Source organism: Lentzea chajnantorensis, assembly GCF_054300775.1.
On record NZ_JBSDZT010000002.1, the window covers coordinates 6607494 to 6622380 of the forward strand.

General features: G+C 73.4%; 15 protein-coding genes and 1 pseudogene. 5 read left to right on the forward strand and 11 right to left on the reverse strand.

Features of this window, described 5'->3' with window-relative positions:
• The first annotated feature begins 267 nt into the window (after positions 1-267).
• Positions 268-657 carry a hypothetical protein gene (locus ACVDFE_RS31605; RefSeq protein ID WP_458433070.1) on the forward strand — a complete coding sequence of 130 codons (390 nt, stop codon included), beginning with the start codon at positions 268-270 and terminating at the stop codon, positions 655-657.
• A 103-nt stretch (positions 658-760) separates the two neighbouring features.
• Here the strand turns inward: ACVDFE_RS31605 and ACVDFE_RS31610 are convergent, their stop codons facing one another.
• Together ACVDFE_RS31610 and ACVDFE_RS31615 are read right to left on the reverse strand one after the other, a co-directional pair.
• Positions 761-1954 (reverse strand): cytochrome P450 family protein, encoded by a 1194-nt coding sequence (locus ACVDFE_RS31610; RefSeq protein WP_458433071.1) that lies wholly within the window; start codon positions 1952-1954, stop codon positions 761-763.
• Positions 1955-1959: 5 nt separating this feature from the next.
• A complete protein-coding gene (locus ACVDFE_RS31615; protein ID WP_458433072.1) occupies positions 1960-2790 on the reverse strand; it encodes a TauD/TfdA dioxygenase family protein in 831 nt (276 codons plus the stop codon).
• Here ACVDFE_RS31615 and ACVDFE_RS31620 point away from each other — a divergent pair.
• Positions 2732-3133 (forward strand): annotated as a pseudogene (locus ACVDFE_RS31620) (methyltransferase family protein); the annotation flags it as partial. The gene ACVDFE_RS31615 and the pseudogene ACVDFE_RS31620 overlap by 59 nt on opposite strands.
• 307 nt (positions 3134-3440) lie before the next feature.
• Positions 3441-3935, forward strand: coding sequence for a methyltransferase (locus tag ACVDFE_RS31625; RefSeq protein ID WP_458433073.1), 495 nt, complete (start codon positions 3441-3443; stop codon positions 3933-3935).
• A 2-nt stretch (positions 3936-3937) separates the two neighbouring features.
• Here the strand turns inward: ACVDFE_RS31625 and ACVDFE_RS31630 are convergent, their stop codons facing one another.
• From ACVDFE_RS31630 to ACVDFE_RS31665, 8 genes are all read right to left on the reverse strand, one after another.
• On the reverse strand, positions 3938-5203 hold the full coding sequence (locus ACVDFE_RS31630) for an FAD-dependent oxidoreductase (RefSeq protein ID WP_458433075.1): 1266 nt from the start codon (positions 5201-5203) through the stop codon (positions 3938-3940).
• Entirely contained in the window at positions 5200-6867 is a 1668-nt protein-coding gene (locus tag ACVDFE_RS31635) for a prenyltransferase/squalene oxidase repeat-containing protein (RefSeq protein WP_458433076.1), read from the reverse strand. The genes ACVDFE_RS31630 and ACVDFE_RS31635 overlap by 4 nt, the downstream gene beginning before the upstream one ends.
• Complete coding sequence (locus tag ACVDFE_RS31640; RefSeq protein WP_458433077.1) at positions 6864-7868, reverse strand: UbiA family prenyltransferase; 1005 nt, start codon at positions 7866-7868, stop codon at positions 6864-6866. Before ACVDFE_RS31640 ends, ACVDFE_RS31635 begins: the two co-directional genes overlap by 4 nt.
• Positions 7858-8859 (reverse strand): polyprenyl synthetase family protein, encoded by a 1002-nt coding sequence (locus ACVDFE_RS31645; RefSeq protein WP_458433078.1) that lies wholly within the window; start codon positions 8857-8859, stop codon positions 7858-7860. The genes ACVDFE_RS31640 and ACVDFE_RS31645 overlap by 11 nt, the downstream gene beginning before the upstream one ends.
• Positions 8856-9860: an aminotransferase class I/II-fold pyridoxal phosphate-dependent enzyme gene (locus tag ACVDFE_RS31650; RefSeq protein WP_458433079.1), complete on the reverse strand. Its 1005-nt coding sequence runs from the start codon at positions 9858-9860 to the stop codon at positions 8856-8858. Before ACVDFE_RS31650 ends, ACVDFE_RS31645 begins: the two co-directional genes overlap by 4 nt.
• Before the next feature lie 477 nt (positions 9861-10337).
• Positions 10338-11120, reverse strand: coding sequence for an isocitrate lyase/PEP mutase family protein (locus ACVDFE_RS31655; protein WP_360388061.1), 783 nt, complete (start codon positions 11118-11120; stop codon positions 10338-10340).
• A 20-nt stretch (positions 11121-11140) separates the two neighbouring features.
• Entirely contained in the window at positions 11141-11743 is a 603-nt protein-coding gene (locus tag ACVDFE_RS31660; RefSeq protein WP_458433080.1) for a flavodoxin family protein, read from the reverse strand.
• A 107-nt stretch (positions 11744-11850) separates the two neighbouring features.
• On the reverse strand, positions 11851-12291 hold the full coding sequence (locus ACVDFE_RS31665) for a Sec-independent protein translocase subunit TatA (protein ID WP_458433081.1): 441 nt from the start codon (positions 12289-12291) through the stop codon (positions 11851-11853).
• Positions 12292-12312: 21 nt separating this feature from the next.
• Between ACVDFE_RS31665 and ACVDFE_RS31670 the strand changes: the two genes are divergently transcribed.
• Positions 12313-13041, forward strand: a complete 729-nt coding sequence (locus tag ACVDFE_RS31670; protein WP_458433082.1) for a hypothetical protein — start codon at positions 12313-12315, stop codon at positions 13039-13041.
• Positions 13042-13056: 15 nt separating this feature from the next.
• Here ACVDFE_RS31670 and ACVDFE_RS31675 read toward each other — a convergent pair whose 3' ends face one another.
• Positions 13057-13953, reverse strand: coding sequence for a DMT family transporter (locus ACVDFE_RS31675; protein ID WP_458433083.1), 897 nt, complete (start codon positions 13951-13953; stop codon positions 13057-13059).
• Positions 13954-14023: 70 nt separating this feature from the next.
• Between ACVDFE_RS31675 and ACVDFE_RS31680 the strand changes: the two genes are divergently transcribed.
• On the forward strand, positions 14024-14881 hold the full coding sequence (locus tag ACVDFE_RS31680; RefSeq protein WP_360388048.1) for a LysR family transcriptional regulator: 858 nt from the start codon (positions 14024-14026) through the stop codon (positions 14879-14881).
• Positions 14882-14887: the final 6 nt, after the last annotated feature.

Genomic DNA, 14887 nt, shown 5'->3' on the forward strand with positions numbered 1-14887 from the left:
GCGGCGACCTCATTTTGGCTCATTTTTTCAATGCGAGTCGAGCCTTTCCCCGCAAAGTCTGGCAGGTCGACCCAATTCCACAGAAGCCATCATTCCAACCCGTGGGACAAGCTTTTCTGAACAGCATCCGCGTGTACGGAGCGTCCACTGCGCGCAGTCCAAGTTCACCCTGATGGCCGTTGCGGTGCGTACATCCGGGCTATCAGCTCGATGACCGGTGACGTCGAATACATAGTTGTTCAGTCAAACGGAGTCCACTGAGGAGTGATGACCTTGCGTCTGTCGCAGAAGTTCGGGGTGTCCGCTGTCGTCGCGGTGGCGGTTGCCGCCGGCATGGCAACGCCCGCGATGGCCGATTCCAGCAGCAACGTGTACGGAACATGGCCGAACCGGCTCGCGCACGCGACATTCACGAGCTACGGCGACTCGTTCACGGTCTGGGACGACGAGGCCGACGGCCGGGCCGCCGTGGTGTTCTGGAAGGCGGGGGCGAGGACCGGCGAGTGCGTGAACAGCAAGGGCGACAACACGTCCAAGACCTGCAACTACGACTTCACCGAAGGCGTGCGGGTCACGTGGAACCTCACGGCGCAGGGGTGGGCGAACCCCGGGTGCTGCACCGCGGTCGTGGGACCCACGCAGTACGACACGGCCTGACCCACCGCCGCGCCACCGGTTGTGGATGATCGCGCAACCGACGGGCGTGGTCACGACAGGCCGGTGACCGTCCACAGCCGAGGCAGTGGACGGTCACCGGCCGTCAGGCACCGGTGGACGGCCCGAGCACCACCGGGAACGTCCTCGGCGCGTGCACGTGGACACTGCGCCGGAACGTCAGCTCCTCCTCCACGGCGGCGGCCCGCAGCTTCGGGAAGCGGCCGAACAGCGCGGTCAGTGCGACCTCCGCCTCCAGCCGCACGAGGGCTGCGCCCAGGCAGCGGTGGATGCCGTGGCCGAACGCGACGTGGCCGGTGGTGTCGCGGTCCGGGTCGAGGCGGGCCGCGTCGGGGAAGCGGGTGGTGTCGCGGTTGGCCGCCCCCGTGGAGAGCATGACGGAGGCGCCGCGCGGGATGGTGGTCCCGGCGATCTCCAGGTCCTCGGTGGCGAACCGCAGCGAGGCGTTGAGGGCGGGTGAGACCCACCGGAGCAGTTCCTCGACCAGCTCGGGCGCCGTGTCCGGCTTCAGCCGCTCCAGTGCCGCGGGGTCGGCGAGCAGGGCGCGCACGCTGTTGGTGACGAACACCGCGGTGGTCTCGTGGCCGGCCATCAGCAGGAGCATCGCCATGGCGACGATTTCCAGGTCGGAGAGGCGTTCGCCGTTCTCGGAGGCGGCGATGAGGCCGGAGAGCAGGGCGTCGTCCGGGTCGGCGCGGCGCAGCGCGACGAGGCCGCCGAGGTAGTCGGCGAGCTGGGCCGAGGCGCGGACCAGCTCGGGTTCCGGGCACTCGTCGATCAGCACGGTCGACCAGTGCGCGAAGTCCTCGCGGTCCAGCTCGGGCACGCCGATCAGCTCGCAGATCACCTCCATCGGCAACGGGATCGCGAAGCGCGCGACGAGGTCCACCGGCTCGTCGGTGGGCAGCGCGGACAGCAGGTCGTCGGCGAGGGTCTGCACGCGGGGGCGGAGCTCGGCGATGCGGCGGGCGGTGAACGCCTGGGTGACGAGCCTGCGCAACCGGGTGTGGTCGGGCGGGTCGAGCGAGGTGAGCATGTGCGACATGGGCGCGGGCAGACCCGGTGGGGCGGTGGCGCGTTCGTCGGCGGGCAGCGCGGCGCGGTAGTCCTTGGCCAGCCGCGGGTCGGCGAGTCCTTCGCGCACGTCGGCGTACCGGGTGACGAGCCAGGTCGGTCCCGTCTCGAAGGTCAGCTCGCGCACCGGGGTGTGGTCGCGGGCGTGGCGCAGCGCGGCGTGCGGGTCGCGCCAGTACAGGTCCATGAACTCGGTGTCGTCCACGGCGCTCAGTCCTTCACCGCGGTCGCGCTCATGCCGGTGGCCTGGTGGTCCGGCCAGCGCGCCCCGTCGCCCTTGGGCTCGTCGCCGAGGACGGTGACGCGGTACCCGACCCTGCGCTCGGTGTAGTCGTTGACGGCGTGGTGCTGAGTCGCGCGGTTGTCCCAGACCGCGACCGCACCCTCGGTCCACCGGTAGCGGCACACCCGCTGCGGGCTCTCCGACACGGTGAACAGGTGCGGCAGCAGCACCGCGCTCTCCTCGGCGGTGAGCTGCGGGATGCGCTTGGTGAACATGCGGTTCACGTACAGGGAGCGTCGGCCGGTCTCCGGGTGCACGCGCACGACCGGGTGCTCCGCCTCGCTGCGGAACGACCCGAACTCCAGCACGTGGACGGCGGTGAGGCCGTCGCACAGCTCCCGGATCGGCGCCGACAACGCCTCGTAGGCCAGGTACTGGTTGCTCCACATCGTGTCGCCGCCGACGGCGGGCGACTGCGCGATCTGCAGGACCGAGGCGATGGGCGGCGACTGGGCGTAGGTGACGTCGGTGTGCCAGACGTCGGCCTTGGCGCCCTGCTCGGAGTCGAGCACGACGACCTCCTCGTGCTCGGGCAGCTTCGGCAGGAGCTGGTGCACCTCCAGCTGCCCGAACCGCCTGCCGAACGCCTTGTGGTCCTCCGGCGTGAGCCCGGCAGCGTCGGGGAAGAACAGCACCAGGTGTTCGAGCAGCAGCCGGTGGATCCGGTCGAACAGGGCGTCGTCGACGTCGGCGAGCGCGATGCCGCGGATTTCGGCACCGAGTGCGCAGGTGAGCGGACGCACGTCGAGAGAGGTCATTTTCCACCCATTCCTGATAACCATTCCGCACACACGGAACGGATGTGCAAAAAATCTTCTGAACGCTTGCTTCCAACGCTTTTCAGCGGCAATCTTCAGATCAGCACAGAACCTCCAGGGAATTCCCGAAAGGATCGCCGTGACCAGTGACAGCTCCGGTACCGCCGCTCTCGCCGCCCTCGTGGACCTCGCCACCCCGTTCGCCGTGCGGACGGCGGTCGCGCTGAGGCTGCCCGAGCTGGTGCGCGACGGGCACACCACCACGGCCGCCCTGGCGCAGGCGTGCGGCGCCGACCGGGACGCGCTGGCCCGCCTGCTGCGCCACCTCGTGGCGGTCGGCCTGTTCGCCGAGCAGGCGCCCGGTGAGCACGCGCTCACGCCGGTGTCGCGGGCGCTGCTCGACGACAGCAACGCGCTGCTGCGGTCGTGGCTCGACGCGGGCGGACCCGGGCTGAAGATGGACCTGGCCTACAGCGGGATGCTGCACGCCGTGCGCACCGGCCGGTCGGCCTACGGCGTCGTGCACGGCAAGGACTTCTGGTCGGACTACCGCGACGACGAGGCGCTGCGCGTGTTCTTCGGGGCGACGATGGCCGGGTTCGCCTGGCAGACCGGCCCGGAGGTCGCCGCCCGCTACGACTGGAAGCTCCGTGTCGAGCGTGGTCGACGTCGGCGGCGGCACCGGCGCGCTGCTGGGCGCCGTGCTGACCGAGCACCCGCACCTGACCGGTGCGGTGCTGGACCTGCCCGAGGTCAGGCCGGAGGCCGAGGAGTTCCTCGCCGGCCTCGGCGGCAGGGCGAAGTTCGTCGGCGGCAGCTTCCTCGACCCGCTGCCCACCGGCTACGACGTGCTGATCGTGTCCCGCGTGCTGACCGACTGGCCCGACGAGGACGCCACGCGCATCCTGCGCCGGTGCGCCGAGGCCGTCCCGGACGAGGGACGCGTGCTCGTGGTCGAGGTCCTCGCCGGCGAGGAGCACGCGAAGAACAACTCGTCGTTCGACCTGCAGTCGCTGACCCTGCTCGGCGGGCGGGAACGCCGGCCGGAGGACTTCGACGCGCTCGCCGCGCCCGCCGGTCTCGTGCGGCGAGCGCGGATCGACGGGCCGAACGGCCTGGTGGTGCTGGAGTACGCCCGCGGGTGAGCTCACCGTGCCGCCTCCGCGGAGGCGGCACGCACCCAGTCCGGCAGCCGGGACGCGCGCGGGTCGGGCAGCAGCTCCACCTGGTGCAGCCGGTCGAGCGGCGTGAGCCGGCGCACCCCCAGCCCGGACATGGTGTGCATGACCTCGTGGCGGATGCGGTCGTTGCGGCCGGTGCCGGTGAGCGCGCGGGCACCGACCCACGACCGGGTCGTGATCATCCGTGCGGCGTTGTGGCTGGTCCGGCCGATGTGGGCGAGGTTCTCCCTGCGGGCGGCGTCGTAGCGGCGCAACGCGTGGTCGACCACGTCGGGCGCCAGCGTCCCGCCCTGGCGCAGCACCGTCGCCAGCTCGTGCGCGTCGGCGATCGAGCTGTTCATGCCCTGCGCGGCCATCGGGTGCACCGAGTGGCCGCTCTCCCCGACCAGCGCGAAGCCCGGCGCGACGAGAGCGGGTGCCGTCGACCGGGACACCGGCAGCACCTGCCTGCGGTCGAGACCGGCGCGGAACGGCCCTGCCAGCGGCGCGAGCCCGGAGCACCCGGCCAGCACCCGGTCCGCCCACCCGGTGAGCCCGTCCCGGTCGAGCCCGCGCAGCTCGTCCGGCGCGACCTGGACGTAGAGCCGGACCCGCCGGCCGGGCAACGGGTAGTGCAGCCGCAACCCGCCGTCGGTGACGTAGGCGGAGAAGTCGGGTTCCACGTCGTCGACGTCGTGCAGCTCGAACGCCGCCAGGCGGTGCGGGTAGTCGTGCCGCGCAGCGGTGAGCCCGGCGGCGGCGCGCAGCCGTGAGGAGATCCCGTCGGCCGCCACGACGAGCGCGGCGGGGACGTCCCCGTCGTCGCACCGCACGCCGCTCACCCGGCCACCGGTGCGCAGCAGGTCGCGGACGTGCACGCCCCGCCGCACCTCCACCGCGGCCGGCAGCGCGTCGGTGAGCGCGTCGAGGATGGCCTGGTAGTCGTGGGCCAGCAGCCACGGGTGCGCGGCCGGGAGCCGGCCGTAGTCGAGCACCATCCGCGGCGTGCCGTCGGAGGACCGGGCGACCAGGCGCGACAACCGGGTGGCGCCCGCGCGGTCGAGCCGGTCGGTCACGCCCCAGGCCGCCAGGACCGCGAGTGATCCCGGTTGCAGCACCTCGCCCTTCGCCACGGGCGCGGGCGTGGGCCGCTTCTCCAGCACGAGCACGCGGCGGCCCAGCCGCCCCAGGGCGCAGGCGGTGGCGAGGCCGGCCACCCCGGCTCCGCAGACGACGACGTCCGGCCCGCTCATCGGGCGGCCGTCCGGTAGCGGCCCAGCGCGCGCAACGCCATGCCGTGCGTGAAGCCGGGGTTGGCGTACCGGCTCACCCGCCGCACGTACTCGTGCACGGGTTCCGGTGTCCACCCGCCCTCGGCGGTGCGGGCGTCGAGCAGCCAGCGCACCCCCGTCGCGACGGCGGCCGGCTCCTCCCCTGCCGCGAGCAGCGACGACACCGCCCAGCCGGTCTCCTCGACCGTGCCGGGGGCGCCGTGGCCGTCACCCCACGAGCCGTCGGCGTTGCGCGTCCCGAGCAGCCACGACCGCGCGCGGACCGCCGTCTCGTCACCGGTGCGGCCGCTGCGGGCGAAGGCCTCCAGCACCGCGGCGGTGCCCATCGTGTGCTCCCGGTACCAGACCGACTCGAAGCTCCCGTCCGGCAGCTGGGCCCGGCCGAGCCACCGCAGCGCCCTGCGGACGCGGGTGTCGCCGGCGAGCACCCCGGCGTCGAGCAGCGCGTCGACGGCCTGCGCGGTCGTCATCGGGCACGGGCCGCTGTTGGCGACCCTGGTGTTGCGCACGCACAGTCCCCACGAGCCGCGGCTGTCCTGGCGGTCGCGCAGCCAGCCCGCCGCGGTGCGCACCGCGCCGGCCTGCCCGCTGCCAGGGAGCTTCGCCAGCACGGACACGATCTCGCTGGTCTCGAGGACCGCGGGCCAGCCGTGCGCGCCGGACCAGCCCCAGAACCCCGGCGGGCAGCCGAAGGCGAGGAACGGCCGGTGCTGTTGCAGGGCGACGAACAGGTCCCGCGACGCCGCGAGCCTGGGGTCGTCGCGGTAGCCCGCCTCGACCAGGCCGCGCACCGCGTACATCGTCCAGGCGGCGTCCAGCGGTGTCGTCGCCCAAGACCCGTCAGCGTGCATCGTGCGCCGGAACCACCCCACGGCGGCGTCGACCATGTCCTGGCCGAGCCCCGCGCGGGCCAGGCCGGTGCAGACGAGACCGGTCACCCACGCGTCCTCCGACCACGACCCGGCCGACCCCTCGTGCTCGAAGGCCTGCCGGACCACCCGCAGCGCGTTCGGTTCGGCCCTGCGGGCCAGCAACCGCTGCAGGCGGGTCAGCGGCCGGTGCCGGGTCTGGGCGAGCCCGAGCGCGGAGGCCATCGGCAGCCGCAGGTCGAACAGCCGCCGGTACAGGCCGGGCAGCAGCGCGAGCTCCAGCGGGAACCGCCGCATCTCGTGCGGGGCGAGCCAGCCGGCGAACCCGTAGAACTGGCGGCACCACAGCACGACCTCCGGGTGCGGGATCGCCTCCAGTCCCCCGTAGTCGGCCATCCAGCGCCGTCCTGCGGCGACCTCCGCCGCGTTGGCGACCGGGTCGACGAGGTGCAGCGCCGCCGCCGACACCGCCGTCGGCCCCGGTTCGCTCGGCAGGCCCGGCACCATCGCCCAGCCGCCGTCGTCGTTGCGCGTGCGGCGCAACCGGTCGGCGCCCGCCGCGATCAGGTCGGCGGCACCGCCGGGGTCGGCGAAGTGCAGCGCGGTGATCGCGCCGGCGGTCGCGAGCGTGGAGCGCAGGCTGCTCGCCCCGTAGTCGAACACCCCGTCCTGGCGCTGGGCGGCGAACAGCACCCGCGCACCGTCGGCGATGGCGGTCTCCAGCTCCTCAGCGGTGCCGGTGTCGACCGAGGTCATGACCTCTCCCCTCTGTTGTCCGCCCCGTCGGGGAACTCGTGTCGTGAGCGCATCCGGGCCTGCAGGACGAGCGAGAACGCGAGCGCCGGTGCCACGACCAGCACCGCGGTCCACGGGCCGGCCGCACCCGCCACCACGGCGGCGGCGAGCACCAGCCGTTCCGCGACGAGCAGCTCGTGCGAACGCAGCGCGCGCCTCGGGGTCAGCGCCGCGGGCCGGGCCACCCACAGCGCGCACCCGCCGAGCACGACGGCGACACCGAACAGGGCGAGCTGGGCGCCGGGCCGTGCGGCGACCAGCGCGCCGAGGCCGACCGCCGCGGTTCCGGCCGCCCACAGCACGGTGGCGAGCCGCACCGCCGCGGGCACGCCGTGGCGCACCGGCACCGACCGGTAGCCGCCCGCGCGGTCCCCGTCGACGTCGCGCACCGTGCCGATGAGGTTGGACGCGGTGTCGTGCAACAGGAACCCGAGCGCCACGGGCAGCAGCTGCGGTGGTGGCCAGGGCACCGCGACCATCGCGCCGATCACCAGCGCGAGCGCCGACAGCACGCCGCGGCTGAGGTTCCCGCTGAACCCGAGGCGTTTGAACACGGCGCTGTAGGCGACGATCCCGCCGACCGCCAGCGCGAAGAACGGCAGCACGCGCCAGTTGAACCCGACGACCACGGCCAGCGAGACGACCGCGCAGCCGATGCCGGTGGCCAGAGCCGCGGCGGGTGACAGCCGCCCGGACGGGATGGGCCGCTGCGGTTTCGCGATGGCGTCGAGGTGCCGGTCGAAGTGGTCGCCGAGGTAGTGACCGGCGAGCCAGCCCAGCACGGGGGCCAGCACTGCGGCGGCGATCTCCGCCGGCCGGTCACCGCCCGCGACCAGCACGCCCGCGAGGCCGAGCAGGGCCGGGTAGCACGTCGTGTAGGGCCGCCAGGTCTGCCAGTGCGCCAGTGCCCGCTCCCGCACCGCGTGCCCGGTGGCCTGGAGCGCGCGCACCTCAGCGGTCACGGTCGACCGCGATCTCGGCGATGGCCGCGAGCCGGTCGGTGGCGGCCGCGCCCGGCAGCCCCCGCAGGCAGGCGAGCGCGAGCCGGGACCGGTCGTGTGCGCCGCGGCGGGCCTCGTCCAGCGCACCGCTGTCGGTCACCGCGAACCGCAACAGCTCCAGCGTCTCCTCCGGTTCGAGCGCACCCGACAGCGCGGTCTCCACGGCCGCGCGGTGCTCCGGCCGGCCCTCGCGGTGCGCGAGCAGCACCGGCCACGTGGGACGGAGGTTGGCCGCGTCGCTCGCGTCGGGTTTGCCCGACGTGCCCGCCCCGAGGTACGGCAGCAGGTCATCCTGCATCTGGAAGGCCACGCCCGTGTGGTGGCCGTAGTCGCCGAGCTGGTCGACCTGCCCCGCGGAGCCGCCGCCGAGCAGCGCGCCCGCCCGGCACGCGGCCCGGAACAGCGCCCCCGTCTTGGCGGCGGCGACGTCGAGGTAGTCCTCCAGCGCGCTGCCGGGCCGGGTGGCGCCGGGCGACACCATCGTGGACTCCAGCACCTGCCCGCGGCACAGGTCACCGCCCGCGTGGGCGAACTCGGCGACGACCGCCATCACCACCCGCGGCGGCGCGGCGCATTCGGCGACCGAGGCGAACAGGTCGAACAACAAGGCGTCACCGGTCACGATGGCGTCCGCGACGCCGTAGCGCGCGTGCACGGAAGGCCGGCCGCGGCGCAGGTCGTCGCCGTCGATGATGTCGTCGTGCACCAGTGACGCCACGTGCAGGTGCTCGACGGCCACGGCGGCGGGCAGCGCGGTCTCGGCGGTGCCGCCGACCGCCTCCGCCGACGCGACGAGCATCAACGGCCGCAACAGCTTCCCCGGCACGGCCATGGCGTAGTGGGTGAGCTCGCCGAACCGGTCACCGGAGCGGGGACGGCGGCGCGCGAGGGCGGCGCGGATCGCCTCGGCGGGGTCGTCGGTGCGCAGCGCCTCGCTCACCGTGCCCGTCATCGCACGGCCCCCTCGACCGGCCGTCCGCTGAACGCGCGGGCCGCCGTGAGCACGGCGTCGTTGGCCTCCGGCACCCCGGTGCTCACGCGCACGCCGCCCGCGACCTCCCGCACCGCGATCCCGTGCTCGGCGAGGTGGGCGATGAACTCCTGGTTGCGCGGCCCGAGCCGCACCCACAGGTAGTTCCCGCCGCTGGGCGGGACGTCGTAGCCGAGCTCCCGCAGCCCCGCGCGGACCCGGTCCCGTTCCGCGGCCACCGCACGGCACTGCTCGCGCATGCGGGCCCCGGCGTCGAGCGCGGCCAGCGCGGCGGCCTGGGCGACGGTGGGTACCCGGTGGAACGGCGCCACCCTCCGCAGCGGTCCCACCACCTCCTGCGCGCCGACGAGGTAACCGACCCGCAGGCCGATCAGGCCGTGCGACTTGGAGAACGTGCGCACCACCGCGAGCCGCGGATCGGCTGACAACGTTGTCGCGTCGGCGATCTCGGCCTGGTCCGCGAACTCGCGGTAGGCCTCGTCGACCAGGACGAGCACGTGCTGCGGCAGGGCGGCGAGCAGCGAGCGCAGCCACTCCTCGCCGAGCACCTCGCCGGTGGGGTTGTTGGGGTTGCAGACCAGCACCACACGGGTGTCGTCGGTGACGGCGGCCGCGACCGCGCGGAAGTCCTGCTGTTCGCCGGGCACCGCAACCGGTTCGGCGCCCGCGTTGCGGATCAGCAGCGGGTAGAGGTCGAAGGACGGCCACGCGTGCACCACGGAGGTGCCGGGGGCGCAGTGCGCGGTCAGGAACTGCTGCAGCAGCGCCCCGGAGCCCGCACCGGCGACGACCCGGTCCGGCGTCGTGCCGAGGTCGGCGGCCAGCCTGCGCTCCAGTCCCGCGGCGAGCGCGTCACCGGTCAGGTTGACGTCGGCGAGCGAGTTCACCAGCGCCTCGCGCACACCCGGCAACGCAGGCCAATGATTTTCGTTCAACGCCAATTGGTGAATGATTCGACTCAATTCGCAAACCTCCCGGAGAGGGCGTGATTTCGAACCTACAATCGCCCTCCTGGCACGTCAACACCACCACCGGGACAAACGTCCGCTTAACGCCGGTGAAACCTTTACGCGCGCACGCGCTTAGAACTCCGCTTCCTGCCGAGTCAAGTGCAGAAAATGCATCCGGCCGGCTGCGCATTTCTCAATTGGGATTCCGGCGACGTGCCGAAACGCGGTCAGGCGTGCCCGCGCGGGCACCATGCGGTGGCTGCGCGGACACGCCTGACGTCGGAAGGGGAGCCGAATGGCCGCCTATCGAGATTTCGCGGACTACCCGGATGCGGGAGCGGGGCGACTACGGTACCGGCCGGTCCATGCGCGGGTAGCGGCTGGATACCGCCGTCCGAATGACTTCCGTTCCGGTTCTCGTCCCGGTCCGTCACCCGGCCGGGGCGCTGCCGGGCAGCATTCGATGGCTGTTCGTCCCGGTGCGGGCGCTCAGTTGAGCGGCCGGGTGTCCTCCGGCACACCACCGCCCTGGTGCACCGCCTCGACCAGCTTCGCCAGCGCGGTCAGGGCGACCCGCTGGGACAGCGGCCCGTAGGACACGCGGGCCACGCCCAGCTCCTGCAGCCGCGCGAGGGCCGGGAGGCCGGGCAGGCCGATCAGGGTGAGCCGCCGGGGGCCGAACGCCTCGACGAGCGTGCCGATCTGGTCCTCGTCCAGCTTGCCGGGCACGAAGACCACCGGTGCGCCGGCGTCGAGGAACGCCCGCCCGCGTTCGACGGCGTCGGCGAGCACCTCGGCGGGGTCGCGGTCACCCGCCTTCACGAACGCGTCCGTGCGCGCGTTGAGCACGAAGTCGGGAACGCCCTCCGCGTTCGCCGCCCTGATCGCGGCCTCGACGGCCGCCACGGCCTCGGGCAGCGGCTTGAGCTGGTCCTCCAGGTTCGCGCCCACCGCACCGGCGGCGATGGCGCGGCGCACGGTGTCACCGGGGTCGCCGTAGCCGGCCTCCAGGTCGGCGGTCACCGGCAGCTCCGTCGCGGCGGTGATGCGCCCGACCTCGGCGATCATCTCCTCGACCGGGATCTGCTCGCCGTCGGGGTAGCCGCGGCTCGCGGCGATCGAGTGGCTCGCGGTCGCCAGCGCCTTCGTGCCGGGGACGCCGGCGACGACCTCGGCGGTGATGACGTCCCACACGTTGACCACGGTGAGCAGTTCGGGGTCGGTGTGCAGGCGCAGCAGGCGGGTGGCGAGCTCGGACGGGTCGGCGGGCACGGGTTCCTCTCGGAGGACGGTCAGGACACGGCCGGGTAACCGTCGGCGCGCAGCAGCCTGGCCAGGTGCGCGGCGTTGCGCGCGGCCGTGGCGTTGGTCGACTTCACCTCGTCCGGCGTCTCGCCCAGGTCGTTGTAGTCGACGGTCTGCATGGCCTGGCCGTTCCAGTAGGTGCACCCCTGGGCCGGGATCGAGAACCCGACGTCGTTGAGCGCCTGGAACAGGTCGGCGACGATCTTGTGCGCACCGTCCTCGTTGCCGACGACCGCGACCAGCGCGACCTTGCCGAACATCGCGGGCCGCCCTTCGTCGTCGGTCTCCGACAACGCGGCGTCGAGCCGTTCCAGCACGCGGTGCGCCACGCTGGAAGCATGCCCCATCCAGGTCGGGGTGGCGAGGATCAGCACGTCCGCCGCGCCGATCTTCTCCCGCAGCGCGGGCCACGCGTCCCCGTCGCCCATGTCGGCCTCGACACCCGGCTTGACGTCGTGGTCGACCACCCTGACCACCTCGCCGGTCACGTCGTGCGCCCGCAGCTCCGCCAGCAGCTGGTTCGCGATGAGCTCGCTGCTCGACGGGGCGGGCGAGGGCTTCAGGCTGCAGACGAGGGCCAGTGCACGCATCGAGAACCTCCACGTTGGCGCACCTGGTCACCGACGACCGGCGCGTGCCCGCTGAGTCCCCGTGGGACACCGGTCCGAAACGTCCGCCCACACCCCCGCGCGCACGATCAGCCGGTCGGGTCGGCACTCCTTCGTGCGTTCTTCAGCTGCTGCTGGAGGTCGTCGACCTGCTGCTGGAGCCGGGCGACCTGGTGGGGGTCCGGCGTCGGCTCCTCGTGCCGCAGACCGGTGGACTCGGCCTTGAGGATCTTCGCGGAACGCCCGAGCGAGCGTGCCATCTCCGGCAGTTTCTTGCTGCCGAACAACAGCAGGACGACCGCACCGATGATCAGCAGCTCGGTTGCTCCCAGGTTCCCATGCGCTTCTGCTCCCTCTCGTCGGACCCGTTGTCGAGAGTACGTTGCACCGCAGGAGCATCTGCGTTCGGCGACCACCGTCACACAGTCCAAAACAGACATTCCGCGGGTAGCGCGGAAAACCGGCGCGTCCTCCCCTCGCGCGGCACGTGATGAGCCGCGCCGGTGTGGGTACCCCTCAGCGCACACCATGTGACGATCGCGGGAGTGACCATGCCGGCAACGGTTTCCGACGAGCACCTGACAGCGGTGCTGCGCACCTTCGTCCGCACCGCCTCGCCGGCCCTGGACGCCGTGCGCAGGTCCGGGCCGCGCGAGGTCGTGGCCGACACACCGCTCAGCCTGCCCAGGCGAGTGCTGCGCCGGGTCGTCGTGCTGCGCGTCCCCGGCACCGCGGCCTGGGCGCGGATGGACACCGCGCGGCGCGTCCGCTGGTGGACCGGCCCGTTCGGCAGGCTCACCGCCGCCGTCACCGCCATCCCCGGCCTGGGCGGTGTGCTCGCCAGCCGGTTGCCCGTGCAGGACCTGCTCGGCAGCGCGGCCCAGGGCCTGATCCTCTGCGCCATCGCGGGAGAGTGCGGCGTCACCGACACCGACACCCGCACGCGCCTGCTCGCCGCGGTCCTGTTCGACCGCACGCTCCCCGCGCAGCTCACGAGCGCGGAGACCACCACGGCTCCGCCCAGCCGCGGCAAGGTGGGGCTCGGCGGCGCCCTGTGGCGGCTCGCCCAGGAGCTGCGCGGCATCGACTCTCTGCTGGGCAGCCGGCCCACCGGCGGCCGGCTCCTCGGCGTGCTGGGTTCCCTGCCGCTGCTGGGCTTCGTCGGTCACTACCTGGCCGAACGGGCCGGCGCCCGCACCATCCGCAAGCGTGCGCTGACCTGGCTGACCGCGCACCGCGGGACGGCTCGGCACGCGGGAGCCGTTTCGCCGGAGAAGTGATCCGACCGGTGCCGGTCATCCGGCCGTGGTCACCGCACGGGGCCGCCGCGCGGGTCGCCGGGTGAGCAGGATCGCGCCGATCACCACCGCCCCGCCCACGACGGTGTGCCACCCCACCGGTTCGGCCAGCAGCACCGCACCGAGCGCGGTGGACCACAGCGGCGTCACGTAGGTGACCGAGGCCGCGACCGTGGGACCGGCCGCCCGGATCAGGTCGAGGTTGAGCACGTACGCGTAGCCCGTGCCGGCCGCGCCCAGCACCAGCAGTGCGAGCAGCGCGGACCAGCCGGGCCAGGACGGCGGCCCCGACAGCAGCGGTGCGGCCAGTCCCAGTTGGGCGGTGGCGCAGGTGATCTGCACGGCGGACAGGGCGCTCGCCCGGTGCGGCACGCCGGACAGGAACCGCTGGGTGTAGGCGAACCCGGCGCCGTAGCAGGTGGTGGCGCCCAGGCAGGCGAGGCCGCCGGCCAGCACGTCGCCGTCCAGCCCGCGCCACACCCCGAGCAGCACCAGCACGCCCGCGAAACCGAGCAGCAGCCCCGCGAGCCGCGTCCTCGTCACCTGCTCCCCCGGTACGACGAGCAACGCGAAGGCCAGCGTCGTCAGCGGTGTCGTCGCGTTCAGCGCCCCCGCCAGCACCGAGTCCACTGTGGACTCACCGAGGGCGAGCAGCGTGAACGGCACCGAGTTGAGCAGGACCGCGACCACGGCCGCATGTCCCCAGGTGCGCGCGTCACGCGGTACCGCCGCCTTCTGCACCGCGCAGATCAGCCACAGCGCCAGCGCGCCGAGCAGACAGCGCGCCAGCGCGACCTGGACCGGCGGCACCCCCGCGTCCACCGCGACCTTGATCAAGGCGAAGCTGCTGCCCCAGATCGCCGACAGCAGCACGAACTTCCCAGTCGATCCCACGGCGGGAGCATCACCCGGCGGGGCATCATGAGTCCAACAAGTGACGATCAGCCGAGCATGAGAGAGGCTCATGACCCTGAACTTCGCCCAGCTCCGGGCGTTCCTCGCGGTGGCCGACGAGGGCGGGTTCGGTGCGGCCGCCGACGCGCTGGGCATCACGCAGTCGGCGGTCTCGCACGCGGTCGCCTCCCTGGAGCGCTCGCTGGGCCACCCGGTCCTGTCCCGGCGCGGAGGGACCAAGCCCACCGCGTTCGGCCAGGAGGTCTTGGCCCACGCCCGTGCCGCGGTGACGGCGTCGACCGCGATCACCGACCTGGCCGAACGCCGTCGCGGCGGGGTGCGCGGCACGGTCCGGCTGGCGGCGCCGCCGACCGTCTGCCAGGGCCTGCTGCCGGACCTGCTGACACGGTGGCGGGCGGAGTTCCCGCAGGTCGCCGTGCGGGTGTTCGAGGGGGAGGACGACGAGGTGGCGGAGTGGCTCGCCGGCGGCACGGTCGAGGCGGCGGTGCTCGTGGACCCGCCACCCGGCCACGGCGCGCAGGTCGGCGAGGACACCTTCCACGCCCTGCTGCGCACCGACCACCCGTTGGCGGGCCAGTCGCACGTCAGCGTCGCGGACCTGGCCGACGACCCGTTCCTGCTCTCCCGCGGCGGCTGCGAACGGCACGTGCGGCAGGCGCACACCGGCCACCCGTTCACCCCGCGGCACCGGGTGCGGGAGCTGGGCACGCTGCTCGCGATGGTCCGCGCGGGCGTCGGCGTGTCGCTGGTGCCGGGCCTGGTGGCGTCGATGCTGCCGGCGGACCTGGTCATGCTGCCGCTGCGGGAGCCCGTCGTGCGCACCCTCGTCCTCAGCGGCCCGGCCGGTCGCGAGTGGCACCCCGCCGTCACGGCCCTGGTGGACTCCGTCCGCGACCACGCCACCTGAGACGAG

Coding starts and splice junctions, on each gene's coding strand:
- ACVDFE_RS31605 (WP_458433070.1), top strand. CDS start 268: ATGACCTTGCGTCTGTCGCAGAAGTTCGGGGTGTCCGCTGTCGTCGCG.
- ACVDFE_RS31615 (WP_458433072.1), bottom strand. CDS start 2,790: ATGACCTCTCTCGACGTGCGTCCGCTCACCTGCGCACTCGGTGCCGAA.
- ACVDFE_RS31630 (WP_458433075.1), bottom strand. CDS start 5,203: ATGAGCGGGCCGGACGTCGTCGTCTGCGGAGCCGGGGTGGCCGGCCTC.
- ACVDFE_RS31635 (WP_458433076.1), bottom strand. CDS start 6,867: ATGACCTCGGTCGACACCGGCACCGCTGAGGAGCTGGAGACCGCCATC.
- ACVDFE_RS31645 (WP_458433078.1), bottom strand. CDS start 8,859: ATGACGGGCACGGTGAGCGAGGCGCTGCGCACCGACGACCCCGCCGAG.
- ACVDFE_RS31660 (WP_458433080.1), bottom strand. CDS start 11,743: ATGCGTGCACTGGCCCTCGTCTGCAGCCTGAAGCCCTCGCCCGCCCCG.
- ACVDFE_RS31665 (WP_458433081.1), bottom strand. CDS start 12,291: ATGGTGTGCGCTGAGGGGTACCCACACCGGCGCGGCTCATCACGTGCC.
- ACVDFE_RS31670 (WP_458433082.1), top strand. CDS start 12,313: ATGCCGGCAACGGTTTCCGACGAGCACCTGACAGCGGTGCTGCGCACC.
- ACVDFE_RS31680 (WP_360388048.1), top strand. CDS start 14,024: ATGACCCTGAACTTCGCCCAGCTCCGGGCGTTCCTCGCGGTGGCCGAC.